The sequence below is a fragment of the Microbacterium proteolyticum genome (assembly GCF_029639405.1).
Taxonomy (GTDB): domain Bacteria; phylum Actinomycetota; class Actinomycetes; order Actinomycetales; family Microbacteriaceae; genus Microbacterium.
Genome location: NZ_CP121274.1, coordinates 89,893 through 104,159, shown reverse-complemented (window position 1 = coordinate 104,159; position 14,267 = coordinate 89,893). Strand labels below are relative to the sequence as shown.

Sequence of the window (14,267 nt, the reverse complement as noted above, 5' to 3'; positions counted from 1 at the left end):
ATTCCTGGAGGCGATAGTTCCCTGGGGCCGTGACGGGCCGCCCGCCCCGGGCGCGCGGGAGGCGGTACCGTCGTCACGTGCCCGATGCCCCCGCGAAGACACCGCTCGTGCGGGCGCTCTGGGGTGCGACGCATCCCGGACCGACGCTCGTCGTCACGACCCTGTCGCTGGCGCTCGGCGTCGCCGCCGGTCTCGAGCCGTGGCGTCTGCTGCTGCTCGTCGTCGCCGTGTTCGCAGGTCAGGTCTCCGTCGGGCTGTCGAACGACGCGATCGACGCCGGCCGCGACGTCGCCGTTGGACGCACCGACAAGCCGGTCGCCAGCGGAGCGCTCACCCCGGAACGGGCGCTCGGGGTGGCGGTGGCATCCCTCGCCCTGGCTCTCGCGCTTTCGGCGCCGCTCGGACCGGGACTCGTCGCCGCCCACGCGCTCGCGCTCGCCTCGGCCTGGGCCTACAACGCGGGGCTGAAGTCCACGCCGCTGTCGATCGTGCCGTTCCTGGTCAGCTTCGGTCTGTTCCCCTCGTTCCCGACCCTCGCGCTGCCGGCTCCCGCGCTCGCCGCGCCGTGGGCCTCGCTCGCGGGGGCGGCACTGGGCGCCGCAGTGCACCTGACGAACGTCGTCCGCGATCTCGACGACGACCGTGCGACCGGGGTGCGCGGATTGCCGCACCGGCTCGGCGCCCGCGTCAGCGTCGTCGCCGCTGCGGCGGGGATCGTGCTGGGCGCCGTCGCCGTCTTCGCAGGGTCGGGCGGAGGTGTCGTCGGAGGTGTGTTCTTCGGCGCGGTCGTGCTCGTCGCGGTCGCGACGATCGCCCTCGCCGTGGCACGGCCGCCCGGGCGCGCGGTGTTCCGACTGACCATGCTCGCGGCGCTGCTGCTGGCGGCACAGCTCGTCATCACGTGAGTGCACGGCCTGCCGATCGTGACCCTCCGCCTCGGCTCGGCCCGCCGAGACCCGGGACGCCCCTAGGCCCCTGCGCTCAGCCGCCTCGCGCGGCGGCGTCGAAGTCCATCGCATAGGCGCGCGTGAACGCCGCCGCCCCCGGGCCGCGGAGCACGGTGCGCAGCGCCACCGATCGGGTCGCGTGCCCGGGCGCCGAGGCGCCTCGCCCCAGCATCGTGTTCAGGAACGCCAGACGGGCGGCGTGCCGGACAGACGCCAGACGTCCCTGTTCCCACGCGGCCAGCCGTCGTGGTTCGGTCCCGCGCACCCACTCCGCCAGCAGGGGAGAAAGGGTGAGGGCATCCAGCAGGCCGAGGTTCATGCCCTGACCGCCGATCGGGCTGACCTCGTGCGCCGCGTCGCCGACGACGATCACCCGCCCCCTCCGCAGCGCGGGAGCCACGGCGCGCCGCACGCGGAACGTCGACGCCGTCGACGTGTCCACATCGAGCCCCACACGATCGGCCAGCGCCGCACGGAGGAACTCCGCGGCATCCGGGACATCCGCCTTCCCCGCCCACGCCACGAGACGCCGTCTGCCTCCGGGCAACGGGAACGACTCGACCACGCCGCCGCGCTCGAGGTGCACGAGCGCGGTCGCATCGCCCGGGGCGGCGACATCGACCATCGCGTACCGGTCGGAGTAGTGGTGCGTGTGCACGGCGCCCGGGCGATACACGAGCTCGCGCCCGGCCCACCCCGATGCGACCACCACGATCCCGGCGCGAAGATCCACCTCGCCCGTCGGACCGACCGCCTGCACGCGTACTCCCGCGCCGTCCTCGCGGACCGCGGTCACGCGCACGCCCCGCGAGACCGCCGGCGCAAGCTCCGTGAGCACGTCGACGGTGTCCGACTGGGGAAGCGCGGCGACGAACGGATGCCGCGCCCGCAGCCGATCGAATCGGATCGTCGCGAGCGTGCGGCCGTCCGCGCGGGCCTCGCCGCGGCCGATGCGCACGGCCCGGGCCAGAAGCGCGTCGGTCGCGCCGGAGGCCTCGAGGTGCGCGAGGGAGGGGGAGTGGATGCCGATCGCCCGCGTCCCGGCATCCAACCCCGTTCGTCGCTCCACGATGGCGACGTCGACGCCGCGCACGCGGAGGTCGGCGGCGAGCGCCAGCCCGACCGGACCCGCCCCCACCACGAGGACGTCAGCCATGAGCCCCCGCCATCCCGTCGGCGACGGCGAGCACGCGGAACGGTGCCGGAGTCTGGACACGCCAGGGTTCTCCGAGCGTGCGGGCGAGTTCCTCGGCCCGGTAGCTGCGGCGGATGGAGCGCAGTCCGTCGGTGCGGAGGAACGTTCCGGGTGCGAGCGGCGTCACCCCGATCGCGTAGAGCGCGTACGCCAGTCGTCCTCGAGCGATGTCGGCGTGCAGCACGGCGGACCGGGCGAGCGCCCGCGAGTCGTCCACGAACCCGCGCAGCTGCGCGGCGTCGAGATGATGGAGCACGTGATTGGACAGCACGATGTCGAACCTCTCCCCGTCGGCGAGCAGTTCCGACGAACCGCGCGAGACGAACCGGACACCCGGGCGTTCGCGCTCCCGAGCGGATCGGAGTGCACGCGGATCGGGATCCGCGCCGACCCACTCGACCTCGAGTCCGTCGCGCGCGGCGAGCCCGGCGAGACGCACCACGACGTCACCGCCGCCGCACCCGAGGTCGAGGACGCGACCCCGCCGGCCGAGGGCGCGAAGCCGGGGGCGCACGTGCGCGCGGTACACCCCGCCCCAGCCGGACACGGCACGGTTGACCAGATCGAACCGACGATACGTCGCGGCGAGACGGCGCGGATCGCAGTCGGGGTCGTCCATGAGCTCGAGGAGGGCGGTGTCTCGTGCGTCGAGTCGTGCCCAGCCTCCGGCGCTCACCGGCGTCCCTCTCCCACGGCGTGTCTGGTGCATCCGCGGGGCTCCCGCCTCACGCCGCAGGGCGGCGCAGCACCAGGCGCGCCGCCTCCACCGTGAGTCCCGGACCGAACGCCAGCGCGGCCACCCTGTCGCCGTCCGCGCGGGCCGTGTCCGCGAGAAGATCCCGCAGGATGAACAGCAGCGTCGCGCTCGACATGTTGCCGTGCGCCCGCAGCACCTCGCGCGAGGACGCGAGCGCCTCGGCATCCAGGGACAGAGCCGACTCGACCCGGTCGAGGATGCTCCGACCGCCAGGGTGCACGGCCCACGCGTCGACCTCGCTCAGGTCGCCGAGCACGTCCGCGGCGATCGCGGCGATCTCGCGACCGATGATGCGTGGCACCTCCGGAGTGAGGGTCATCTGGAACCCCGAGTCGCCGACGGTCCACGCCATGTCCTTCTCCCCCTCGTCGGTGACGTACGTCGCGAATCCCTCGAGGTCGAGGCCGGGCCGGGCGGCATCCGCGGCCGTCACGATCGCGGCCGCGGCTCCGTCGGCGAACACCGACGCCGCGACGATCTGATCGGGATGCGACGAGGTCTGCCAGTGCAGGGAGCACAGCTCGGCCGCGGCGACGAGGACGACGGCTGCGGGATCGGCGGCGACGATGCGCGCGGCGAGCCGGAGCGCCGGGATCGCCGCCGCGCACCCGATGAACCCCAGGTGATACCGCTCGACCGAGGGCGACAGGTCGAGATCGCGCACCAGCAGGTAGTCGGGTCCGGGCGCGAACATGCCCGTGCACGAGACCGTCACGACGTGCGTCACCGCGTCACGCCCGAGCCCGGAACCGGCCAGAGCCGCCCCGGCCGCCTCGGCGAACAGCGCGGGCGCGGTGCGGCGGTACTCGTCGTTGCGGGCACCCGTGGGCGGCATCGTCAGCTCACCGTCCGACAGCGCCGCGAGTCCGTCGGCCGAACCTCCGGCCAGCTGCGGGAGCACCGTGTGGCGCGTGTCGATGGCCGCGGCGTCGAACGCGGCGCCCACGAGGCGCTGGCTGCGCCGATCGAATCCGGGCTGTGCGGCGAACAGGTCGCGCAGCGCCGACTGGGCGACACGGGTGCGGGGCAGAGCCGTGCCGATCGAGAGGATGCTGGCGGTCATGACTCACTGTAGGCACGGTTTCGCACCGTGGTGTCGGGGATGGTGCCGCCACGGTGGTCCATCTAGGGTGCCGGGCCCCGCGCTGACGCTCCTCGGCTCCGTCGCGGTCGCCGTCGTGGTCGCCGCCGGGGCGCCCGCGGCTCAGGCCGCGAGCACCTCGGGCAGCACGAGCTCCTCGATCGCGCCGCGGTAATCCGCGACCATGCGTCGACGGTCCAGGCGCGGGCGGGCCGAGATCGCCGCCGACCGCAGCTCGATCCGGCGGGTCAGGGCCTCCTGCCAGGTCGCCGCAATGGCCTCGGCGTCGCGCGGGGTCACGAGTCCGAATCCCGCGACGACGCGGGCGGCGTCGCCGACGTCGGTCGTGACGGGGATGGCTCCGGATGCCGCGCCCTCGGCGAGGCACAACGGCGACGCCTCGCCGAAAGCGCTGGTCAGCGCCACGACGTCGGCGATCCGGTACAACGCGGGCATGTCCTCGCGCAGGCCGAGCGCGTGCAGCGCGACGTCCGCGCCCAGCCCCGCTTCGGCGACGAGCTCGGAGAACGCCGGGTTGCGGTGCGTCATCCCCGACCCGCACAGCACGTAGTGGGTGCGCGGCCGACGGCGCGCGTGCCGGGCCACGGCGTCGAGGAACAGCCCGGGATCCTTCATCGCGTCGAATCGCGCAGCCAGCATCACCACCGCGGCCGTCTCCGGGATGCCGAGGGATTCGCGGATGCTTCGGCGCTCGGCGCGCGTACCCGGCCGGAACCGGCGCGTGTCGATGCCGTTGTCGATCACCCACGCGTGCGTCGTCGCGACGCCGGAGCGCGTGTAGGCGACCGAGGTCGATTCCGCGCACGAGATGGTCGCGGACACGGCGCCGGTCGCGCCGGCGTCGACGAGCCAGCCCAGGGCCGGGCCGGAGTGCGCGGGATCCGAGCGGTGCAGGCACGCCGCGAGGGGGCGATCGGGCAGCATGCCCGCCCGTTCGAGCGCGACGATCAGGCTCAACGGCTGCTCCTTGAGGGACAGCACCATGTCGGCATCCGCGATGAGGGACGCCGCGTGCGCGAGCTCGGCGGGGCTGAAGGAGTCCGGGGTCATCGGCTGGTCGCCGGCGACGCGGTCGAACGTGTCGATGCGCACACCCGCGGCGCGGAGCGTCCGGAACCGGGTGTCGTCGTGGGCGTGCTGCAGCGATGCGTCGCGACGAGCGGCGGACGTCAGCGAGAGGACCCGGTGCTCCTGGCCGCCGTCGGCATGCAGCCCTGCGACGACGTCGGAGTGAAGGATACGGGCTCCTCCGGCGAAGAATCCCTCGTACAGGGACAGCACGCGCAGGGGTCGGTTCATCGCGATCGCTTTCCGGGGAGGGGCGCCGACGAGCGGAGCCGAATCGGTGACCGCGGATGCGGTTTGACCCATGCTGAAGGGTGGACCGCGGGTGGCGGGTTACGCCGCGGAGACCATCTCGTGAACGCGTGCGACGGCGATCGACCGCTGAACCCGCCCCCCGGTGCACGCCGGACACGGCGCGCCGGAAACGGGGCAACCGCGGGCCGAGACGACCCCGCTGCCGCGCCCGCGGCGCAGCGGGCGTCGACCCTCGTCGCGTGACACGGCGAAACGGCCGCGAGGCCCGCACCCGCGCCCCCGGCCTCGCACCGGTACGATCAGGGGTCGTGCAGAACTCCTCGGACGCCTCGTCGATCTCGGACCTCGGACGTGCGCTCCTGGCCTACGACGAGGCGCGTCGCGCCGCGACCGCCGAGGCGCGCCGGACGCTGTCCCTCAACGAGCTCGACGCGAAGGCCCTCATCTTCGTCGCCGAGAATCCCGGGGCGCGCCCCTCGCACGTGCGCGACCACCTCGGCATCACCTCGGCCGGCGTGACGACCCTCATCGACCGACTCGTGCAGCGCGGTGCCGTGCGCCGCGACCTCGACGACGAGGACCGTCGCGTGAACCACATCACCGCGACGGTCGACCTGGATTCTGCGCCGTGGTGTTCCCTCCGCGGATTCGACAACGCGGTGGAGGCGGCGATCGCCGAGATCGACCCCGCGGATGCCGACCGGGTCGCGGCCGTCCTCCGCCGTCTCACCGCCGCGGGTACAGCCGCCGGCTGAGGCGTTCCCGCCCCGACGGCGCGCGCCCGGCCGGGAGCCTCAGGATCGGGCTTCGACGAAAGCCTCGGCTCGTGCCTGCAGGAAGGTGCACAACGCCGACAGCATCGCCAGCTCTCCGGAGAGGGCGAGGACCCGCGCCGAGCCGAGAGGAGCGGCGTTCTCGCGCGGTTCGAACGTGACGGCCCATCCAGTCGATCCCGGCTCGGTCTCGGGGGAGACGTAGAACGTCGTCGAGACGCTGCGGAGCCCCGCGGCGATCAGGCCGGTGTCGGAACCTCCCTCACCGTCCTGCGGAATCACCTTGAGGATGCCGGCGTCGTCGTAGCCGAGCGCGCGGAAGTCGTCGATCCACGCCTGCAGCGTGGTCATGGTGCGGAAGGGCATGACTCATCCCGTCGGTCAGTGCGTCGCGGGGGCGACACCCCTCCGATTATCAGGGTCGACGTGCGGTTGCGCATCCCGGCCCATCGTGGGACCGGTTCCATCGCACAATTCGAGCGCATACGCAACGGTCTATCCGTTTTCGGCAGCGAGAACTTAGGAAATGCCCGTGGAGCATACGCATGTCGAAACCAGGGATGCCACGACGGTCCAGGAGATGTGGCAGACGGTGATACCCGGAGCCCGCATCTCCCGTGCCGACGGCATCCAGCCCGCGTTCGTCTTCCACGGTGCCGCTGAGCCCGGCTTCGGGTTCTGCGACTACACCGTGGGATCGACGATGGTGACCGAATCGGACCCGGGCGACCAGATGATCGTGGGACGGATCGCGGGCCCGCGCATCCGCGCGACCTACCGACGCGACCGCATCGACACGACGGTGCCGTTCGTGGTGATGGACCGTCCGATCGAGATCGCGTTCTCGGGCAGGATCGCCGGAACCGCGGTGTCCTTCGCGCGCGGCGACGTGGACGAGGCCGCCCGTCGGCTCTCGGGAGACGACACATTACGGGTCCGCCCCATCGGGCACGCGCCGATGTCCGAGCAGCGCCTGAGGTACTGGACCCGCACGTGGGAGTACGGCCGCGACGTGCTGCTGCGCTCGCCGGAACGTGCCCCGGTGATCGCGCAGCAGGTGCGCTCGCTGCTGCTCGAGGCCTCGCTGATGACGTTCCCCTCGACCTTCACCGAGGCGCTCGCCGCGGGTCGACCGGCGCGTGCGCTGCCCGCGCCGGTGCGTCGGGCGAAGGCGTATATCGACGCCCACGCCACCGGGCCGATCGCCCTCTCCGACATCGCGGAGGCGGCGCGGCTCTCCCCGCGCGGATTGCAGTACGCGTTCCGCACCGCTACGGGCCGGACGCCGATGCAGTACGTCCGACGCGTGCGTCTCGACGCTGCTCGGGCCGAACTGCGCGCCGCCGACCCCTCGGCGGAGACGGTGGCGGCCATCGCGGCGCGCTGGGGGTTCTCGAACCTCGGGCGCTTCGCCGCGATGTACCGGGCGGAGTTCGGCGAGACTCCCTCCACCACTCTCCGGTCGTGAGGCTCGCTCGGCGGATCAGTGCCCGCCGAGCCTCCCGCTCAGCCGGCCGTGGAGACGCGCGGTCTGCGCGTTCATCCCGATGATCTCGACGGTCGTGCCGAGCCGGGCGTACCGGGTCTCGACCGCATCGAGTGCGGCCACGGTCGAGGCATCCCAGATGTGCGAACCGGAGAGGTCGATCACCACCCGGGCAGGGTCGCGCGAGTAGGCGAACTTCGTGGTGAGGTCGTTGCTCGAGGCGAAGAAGAGCTCGCCCTCCACCCGGTAGCGGGCGATGTCGGCGTCGACCTCCCGGTGCACCCGGGTGACGCCGGCGACCCGTCGGGCGAACAGCACGGCGGCCACGATCACGCCGACGCCGACGCCGATCGCGAGGTTGTGGGTCCACACCGTCACCGCCACCGTCGCCACCATCACGGTCGTCTCGCTCAGCGGCATCCGCCGGAGGGAGGACGGGCGGATGCTGTGCCAGTCGAACGTGGCGATCGAGACCACGATCATGACGGCCACCAGGACGGCCATGGGGATGATCGCGACCACGTCGCCGAAGACCAGCACCAGGACGAGGAGGAAGACCCCGGCGAGGAACGTGGAGATGCGGGTGCGCGCGCCGGATGCCTTGACGTTGATCATCGTCTGGCCGATCATCGCGCACCCGCCCATCCCGCCGAAGAAGCCGGACAGGACGTTCGCCGCGCCCTGGCCGAGGGACTCGCGCGTCTTCGAGGACGGGGTGTCGGTGATCTCGTCGACCAGCGCGGCGGTCATGAGCGACTCGAGGAGACCCACCACGGCCATCGCGAGGGCGAACGGGAAGATGATCCCGAGCGTCTCGAACGTGAAAGGCACGTTCGGGAGCAGAAGCACGGGCAGGCTCTCGGGGAGCGCGCCCTGATCTCCCACGGTGGGCACGGAGATGCCGAACACGACCGCCGCGCCGGTCAGGAGCACGATGGCCACCAGCGGCGCCGGGATCGCGCGCGTCACGCGGGGCAGCAGATACATGATCGCCAGACCCGCCGCGGTCAGCGGGTACACCATCCACGGCACGCCGATCAGCTGCGGGACCTGCGCGACGAAGATCAGGATGGCGAGAGCGTTGACGAACCCGACCATGACGCTGCGGGGGATGTAGCGCATGAGCTTCGCCACGCCGAGGACGCCCAGCGCCACCTGCACGATGCCGCCGAGGATCACGGTGGCCAGCAGGTAATCGACGCCGTGCTCGCGCGCGACGGGGGCGATGACGAGCGCGATCGCTCCCGTGGCGGCGCTGATCATCGCGGGGCGACCGCCGAGGAAGGCGATCGCGACGGCCATGACGAACGACGAGAACAGGCCGAGCCTCGGGTCGACCCCCGCGATGATCGAGAAGGCGATCGCCTCCGGGATCAGGGCGATCGCCACGACGAGACCGGCAAGCACCTCCCGGGTGAGCAGACGGGGGGAGCGCAGCGCCTGACGCACGGTGGGCTCGGGGCGCGGGCGCGCGAGGACGTCGGTCACGGGGGCTCCGGAGGGGCGGGGGAGAATGGAGGCGGTCGCGAGTGCGACCGTCGAACTCTACCGTAACGTGAGGGTTGCGGGATCGGGGATGTCATGGATCACGCCCGACCGATGCAGATCGGCGAGCTCGCGGAGCGGACGGGACTGTCGATCCGCACGCTCCGGCACTACGACGAGATCGGCCTCCTGCGCCCGTCGGCCCGGTCCGAGGGCGGCTTCCGGCTCTACACCGCGCAAGACGAATCCCGCCTTCTGCTGATCCGCCGGATGAAACCGCTCGGGTACTCGCTCGAGCAGATGGGGGAGCTGCTCGCCGTCGTCGACGGACTGGATGCCGATCCCGGTGACGCGGTCCTGCGCGCCCGGCTCGACGGCATCCGCGAGGAGGCGATCACGCGGCGCGACGGCTTGCGTCGACAGCTCGCCGCCGCCGACGAGTTCCTCACCCAGTTGGCCGCGCGGTGACCGATCACTCTCTCGACCTGGTCGGCTTCGGCGTGCGTCTGGCCCCCGCGCACCCCGATGACGCGATCGAGGCGTGGCCCCTCACCGACGCCGACCTGTGGCGCGGGATGACGACGCCGTGGCCCACGACCGTCGACGAGTACGCCGAACGGGTCGATCAGCAGCGGGCGACGCCCGGCATGTTCGCCTTCACGGTCCGGGATGCCGAGACCGGCGAGGTGCGCGGATCCACCACGTTCTACGACCACGTGCCCGCGCAGGGGCGGGTCGAGATCGGCACGACCTGGTACGGGCGGCCGTTCCAGGGTGGTCGCACCAACCCGGCGGCCAAGATGCTCCTGTTGACCCAGGCGTTCGAGACGTGGGGCGTCAACCGCGTGGCGCTCCGCTGCGATGCCCGTAACGATCGCAGCGCCCGCGCCATCCAGCGTCTGGGCGGTGTGCCCGAGGGGCGTCTGCGTCGGCATCGGATCGCCGCGGACGGCACGGTCGGCGACACGCTGTACTTCTCGATCCTCCGCGAGGAGTGGCCCAGGGTCCGCGCGGGCCTGGAGGCGCGGCTGGCCGGCTGAGGTCAGGATGCCGCGGCGGCGGCGCGGCGGCGGGCGAACTCCCGCGCCTCCGCGAACAGCTCGAGGTCGATCTGCACGTGACGGCGGGCGAGCTCGGCGGCGGCGTCCGGGGTGGAGCGCACGATCGCCGCGACGATCGCGTCGTGCTCGCGCCCGGCGCGCGACTCCATGCGTCGGTGGCTCTCGCGGTCGCCCCACGGGTGCGCGGGGGCGGAGAGGGAGAGGTGGCGCTCGTGGTCGAGGAGGATCTCGCGCAGCGCCGTGTTGTGGGCCGCGTCGATGATCGACAGGTGCAGCAGGCTGTCGGCGCGCTGCTTGGCGTCGCCGGACTCCGCCGCGTGGAAGGCGGCCAGGCGTTCGTGCATCGAGGTGATGTCGGCATCCGTCCGCCGTTCGGCGGCTAGGCGGGCGAGCGAGGAATGCAGGAGCGAACTGGCCGTGCACGCGTCGACGAGGTCGTCCCAGCGCTCGGCGAACCAGCGGTCCACGCCCACGACCACCGACGCGGGCCAGTCCTCGGCCACGAAGGTGCCCCCGGCGCGGCCGCGGCGCTTCTCGATCAGGCCGCGCGCGGACAGGTCGTCGAGGGCGGCGCGGACGGTGGTGCGCCCGACTCCGAGGAGGGGGGAGAGGTCGCGCTCGGGGGGCAAGCGGGTTCCGGGCAGGAACTCGCCGACGGCGACCGCGGTGATCAGCCGCTCGGTCACGCGCTCCACGAGTGATGCGTCGTCGGTCTCGGCCATCAGCTCCCCGGTCGATTTCTTTCATGTTAAATCCCGAGAAAAGGTTTGCCAACGAACCTTTACCGGGTCCACGATGACTCCATGCACCGCGAGATCACCGTTCCGTTCCACGACGGATTCACCTGGGCCCGCCTGACCGAGCCCGCGAGGCCCACCGGCGCCGCGCCGCTGTTCGTCCTCCACGGAGGACCCGGCATGGCCCACGACTACGTCAAGAACCTCGACGCCCTCGCCGACCTCACCGGACGCACGGTCGTGCACTACGACCAGATCGGGTGCGGGAAGAGCTCGCACCACCCCGACGCTCCCGTCGAGCAGTGGGTGCCGCAGTTCTTCGTCGACGAGTTCCACAATCTGCGCGAGGCGCTCGGCTTCGACGAGTACCACGTGCTCGGGCAGTCGTGGGGCGGCATGCTCGGTGCCGAGATCGCCGTGCGTCAGCCGGAGGGGCTGCGGAGCCTGGAGATCTGCAACTCCCCGGCATCCATGGAACTGTGGCTCGCCGGCGCGGCGCGGCTGCGCTCCGAGCTGCCGGAGGACGCCCGCGCGGCCCTCGACCGCCACGAAGCCGACGGCACCCTGGACCACCCCGACTACGTGGATGCCACCCGCGTCTTCTACGAGCGGCACGTGTGCCGCGTCACGCCCATGCCGCAGGACTTCGTCGACAGCGAGCAGCAGATGCTCGCCGACCCGACGGTGTACTTCACCATGAACGGACCGAACGAGTTCCACGTCGTCGGCACCGGCCGCGACTGGACGATCATCGACCGCCTGCCGCGGGTCGCCGTCCCCACCCTCGTCGTCGCGGGGGAGTTCGACGAGGCCACCCCCGAGACCTGGGCGCCGTTCGTGGAGCACATCCCCGGCGCCCGTTCGCACGTGTTCGCCGGCGCCAGCCACTGCACCCACCTCGAGATGCCCGACGCGTTCCGCGCCGTCATCGCCGACTTCCTCGCCCCGCTTCCCTGACCCGCCCGTTTCGCGCCCACCCGATACGCTCCACCGTCACCCGAACAGGAGTCCCATGTCCGACACCGCCCCCGAGGCCCAGCAGCAGCTGGAGTCCTTCGGCTACAAGCAGGAGCTCAAGCGCTCCATGTCCACCTTCGACCTCGTCGTCTACGGCCTGGTCTTCATGGTGCCGATCGCCCCGTGGGCGATCTTCGGCGTCGTCTACAACGCCGCCAGCGGCATGGTCCCGCTGGTGTACATCACCGGTGTCGTGGCGATGATATTCACCGCCCTCGCCTACGCGCAGATGTCGAAGGCGTTCCCGATCGCCGGCTCCGTGTTCTCCTACGTCGGCCGGGGCCTCCACCCCACGGTGGGCTTCTTCGCCGGGTGGGCGATCCTGCTGGACTACCTGCTCGTGCCGACCCTGCTGTACGTGTTCGCGGCGTCGTCGATGGCCGGGATCTTCCCCGATGTCCCGCAGTGGATCTGGGCGGTCTCGTTCGTGATCATCAACACCGTCGTCAACGTGCTCGGCATCGGCTCGATCAAGCTCGCGAACCGTGTGATGCTCGGCATCCAGCTCGCCTTCGTCGTCATCTTCGTCGTCATCGCGATGGTCGCGCTGTCGTCCGGGACGATCCCCGGTGCCGAATTCACGATCGCCCCGGTGTGGGATGCCGAGAAGGTCAACCCCGCGCTGATCGCCACCGCGCTCTCGATCGCGGTGCTGAGCTTCCTCGGCTTCGACGGCATCTCGACGATGGCCGAGGAGTCCACGGGCGACCGCAAGTCCGGCGGTCGCGCGATGATCATCGCCCTGCTGGTGGTCGCGGTGCTGTTCATCGCGCAGACGTGGTTCGCCAGCGCGCTCGCCGCCGGCACGATCGCGTTCTCCGACGACGATGTGAACAACGCCTTCTTCCTCCTCGTCGCGCAGGCCGCGGGTTCGGGGTGGGCGACCGCGTTCCTGGCCGTCAACGTCGTCGCAGTGGGTATCGCGAATGCCGTCGCCGCCCAGGCCGCGACCTCGCGCCTGCTCTACTCGATGAGCCGCGATCGGCGCCTGCCGGCGTTCCTCTCGAAGGTGAACTCGCGTCAGGTGCCGCTGGCGGCGATCCTGTCGGTCAGCGCGATCTCGCTCGTCCTCGTGCTGTTCTTCGTGGGCCAGATCGCCGTGATCTCGTCGCTGGTGAACTTCGGCGCGCTCCTCGGCTTCATGCTGCTGCACGTCTCGGTCGCGGCGTACTACCTCGGAAAGAAGAAGTCGAAGAACTACGTGCTTCACCTCGCCGTGCCGCTGATCGGGTTCCTGATCATCGGCTACGTGCTGCTCAACGCCGACATCACCGCGAAGGTCGGCGGCATACTGTGGCTCGTCGTCGGCGGTGTCGTGTACCTCGTCTTCGCCCGCAAGTACGGCGTGACGCCCGCTCCGTCGCCCGAGCACGCCGCTTCGACCGCCGGTGAGGGCGGCGCGGAGGTGGCCTCGCGATGACGACCGAGCACCGCCTCGGCAAGGAGCACGGCCGCCCCGGACACCGCGCCGACGTGCCGCCGGTCCTCCGGATCGCGCCCGGCACGGGGGAGCGCATCGCGTTCCAGACCGACGACGCCGTGTACCGCGAGCTCCACGAGCACGGCGATCTGGCGCTCTTGTCGGCACCGCTGAACCCGGTGACCGGACCCGTGTACGTCGAGGGAGCCCGGCCCGGCGACGCCCTGGCGGTGACGATCCACGAAATCCGGCTGACCGACACCGGGTGGGCGATGAGCCTGCCCGGTGTCGGGGCCCTGCGCGACCGCATGCCCGATCGGGTCGTCACCCGTCGCATCCCGATCGACGCCGACGGCGTACACCTCACGGATGCCGTGACGGTCGCGCCCCGGCCGATGGTCGGCTGCATCGGCACCGCGCCGGCGTCGGGGGTGGCCAGCACCGTCATGCCCGCGCATTCGATCGGCGGCAACATGGACGTCACCGACATCGCCCCCGGTGCCACGGTGTACCTCCCCGTCGAGGTCGAGGGTGCGCTGCTCGCGATCGGCGACGTGCACGCGATCATGGCGCGCGGGGAGTCCTCGTTCGTCGCGATCGAGGCCGAGGGCACGGTGGTCGTCTCGATCGACGTCGTTCCGGGTCTGTCGTTGCGGGCACCCCGTATCGCGACCGCCGACGAGTGGATCTTCGTCGGCCTCGGCGCGACCGTGCAGGAGAGCGTGCGCCGCGGCTACGAGGACGCGTTCGACGCCTTCGTCGAGCGGGGGTGGGATGCCATGGATGCCTACACCGTGATGAGCGCGCTCGCCGACTCCGAGCTCGGCGGCCCCACCGGCGCCGTCGACCCCGACCCGCTGCACCCGTTCGACGCGATCGGGGCGGTCACCCTGCACCGGGTCCCGCGTTCGCTCCTCGACGGGCGGTCGTCGCCCGCGGCGGGGGAGGGTGCCGCCGCCGTGTAAGA

15 protein-coding genes are annotated in these 14,267 nt (G+C 71.8%); 8 read left to right on the top strand and 7 right to left on the bottom strand.

The genetic code is table 11. The features are described 5' to 3' along the window. Nucleotides 1–77 precede the first annotated feature (77 nt). Complete coding sequence (locus P8R59_RS01280) at nt 78–905, top strand: UbiA family prenyltransferase (protein ID WP_278102382.1); 828 nt, start codon at nt 78–80, stop codon at nt 903–905. Between the two features lie 76 nt (nt 906–981). Here P8R59_RS01280 and P8R59_RS01275 read toward each other — a convergent pair whose 3' ends face one another. From P8R59_RS01275 to P8R59_RS01260, 4 genes are all read right to left on the bottom strand, one after another. Continuing rightward, the gene (locus P8R59_RS01275) at nt 982–2,103 is read right to left on the bottom strand and encodes an FAD-dependent oxidoreductase (protein ID WP_278102381.1); all 1,122 of its coding nucleotides are present in this window, start codon (nt 2,101–2,103) and stop codon (nt 982–984) included. Continuing rightward, nucleotides 2,096–2,851 (bottom strand): methyltransferase domain-containing protein, encoded by a 756-nt coding sequence (locus P8R59_RS01270; RefSeq protein WP_431606871.1) that lies wholly within the window; start codon nt 2,849–2,851, stop codon nt 2,096–2,098. Before P8R59_RS01270 ends, P8R59_RS01275 begins: the two co-directional genes overlap by 8 nt. A gap of 16 nt (nt 2,852–2,867) precedes the next feature. Continuing rightward, on the bottom strand, nt 2,868–3,962 hold the full coding sequence (locus P8R59_RS01265) for a type III polyketide synthase (protein ID WP_278102379.1): 1,095 nt from the start codon (nt 3,960–3,962) through the stop codon (nt 2,868–2,870). A gap of 141 nt (nt 3,963–4,103) precedes the next feature. After that, nucleotides 4,104–5,300 carry a glycosyltransferase gene (locus P8R59_RS01260; RefSeq protein WP_278102378.1) on the bottom strand — a complete coding sequence of 399 codons (1,197 nt, stop codon included), beginning with the start codon at nt 5,298–5,300 and terminating at the stop codon, nt 4,104–4,106. A gap of 329 nt (nt 5,301–5,629) precedes the next feature. Between P8R59_RS01260 and P8R59_RS01255 the strand changes: the two genes are divergently transcribed. Then, nucleotides 5,630–6,076, top strand: a complete 447-nt coding sequence (locus tag P8R59_RS01255; protein ID WP_278102377.1) for a MarR family transcriptional regulator — start codon at nt 5,630–5,632, stop codon at nt 6,074–6,076. Nucleotides 6,077–6,115: 39 nt separating this feature from the next. On the opposite strand, the gene P8R59_RS01250 is transcribed toward P8R59_RS01255, so the two are convergent. Continuing rightward, nucleotides 6,116–6,460, bottom strand: coding sequence for a hypothetical protein (locus P8R59_RS01250; protein WP_077052203.1), 345 nt, complete (start codon nt 6,458–6,460; stop codon nt 6,116–6,118). Nucleotides 6,461–6,626: 166 nt separating this feature from the next. On the opposite strand from P8R59_RS01250, the gene P8R59_RS01245 reads away from it, so the two are divergent. Next, nucleotides 6,627–7,562 carry an AraC family transcriptional regulator gene (locus P8R59_RS01245; protein WP_278102376.1) on the top strand — a complete coding sequence of 312 codons (936 nt, stop codon included), beginning with the start codon at nt 6,627–6,629 and terminating at the stop codon, nt 7,560–7,562. Between the two features lie 15 nt (nt 7,563–7,577). Here the strand turns inward: P8R59_RS01245 and P8R59_RS01240 are convergent, their stop codons facing one another. Further along, nucleotides 7,578–9,068, bottom strand: coding sequence for a SulP family inorganic anion transporter (locus tag P8R59_RS01240; protein WP_278102375.1), 1,491 nt, complete (start codon nt 9,066–9,068; stop codon nt 7,578–7,580). Nucleotides 9,069–9,161: 93 nt separating this feature from the next. Between P8R59_RS01240 and P8R59_RS01235 the strand changes: the two genes are divergently transcribed. Next, on the top strand, nt 9,162–9,533 hold the full coding sequence (locus P8R59_RS01235; RefSeq protein WP_278102374.1) for a MerR family transcriptional regulator: 372 nt from the start codon (nt 9,162–9,164) through the stop codon (nt 9,531–9,533). Next, nucleotides 9,530–10,105: a GNAT family N-acetyltransferase gene (locus P8R59_RS01230; RefSeq protein WP_278102373.1), complete on the top strand. Its 576-nt coding sequence runs from the start codon at nt 9,530–9,532 to the stop codon at nt 10,103–10,105. Before P8R59_RS01235 ends, P8R59_RS01230 begins: the two co-directional genes overlap by 4 nt. A gap of 2 nt (nt 10,106–10,107) precedes the next feature. Here P8R59_RS01230 and P8R59_RS01225 read toward each other — a convergent pair whose 3' ends face one another. Beyond that, nucleotides 10,108–10,848, bottom strand: a complete 741-nt coding sequence (locus P8R59_RS01225; RefSeq protein ID WP_278102372.1) for a FadR/GntR family transcriptional regulator — start codon at nt 10,846–10,848, stop codon at nt 10,108–10,110. A gap of 81 nt (nt 10,849–10,929) precedes the next feature. On the opposite strand from P8R59_RS01225, the gene P8R59_RS01220 reads away from it, so the two are divergent. Genes P8R59_RS01220 through P8R59_RS01210 form a run of 3 tightly spaced genes read left to right on the top strand, consistent with a single transcriptional unit; the run spans nt 10,930 to nt 14,265 of the window. Next, complete coding sequence (locus tag P8R59_RS01220; RefSeq protein ID WP_278102371.1) at nt 10,930–11,820, top strand: proline iminopeptidase-family hydrolase; 891 nt, start codon at nt 10,930–10,932, stop codon at nt 11,818–11,820. 55 nt (nt 11,821–11,875) lie between these two features. After that, entirely contained in the window at nt 11,876–13,300 is a 1,425-nt protein-coding gene (locus P8R59_RS01215; protein WP_278102370.1) for an APC family permease, read from the top strand. Then, nucleotides 13,297–14,265 (top strand): acetamidase/formamidase family protein, encoded by a 969-nt coding sequence (locus P8R59_RS01210; RefSeq protein WP_278102369.1) that lies wholly within the window; start codon nt 13,297–13,299, stop codon nt 14,263–14,265. Before P8R59_RS01215 ends, P8R59_RS01210 begins: the two co-directional genes overlap by 4 nt. Nucleotides 14,266–14,267: the final 2 nt, after the last annotated feature.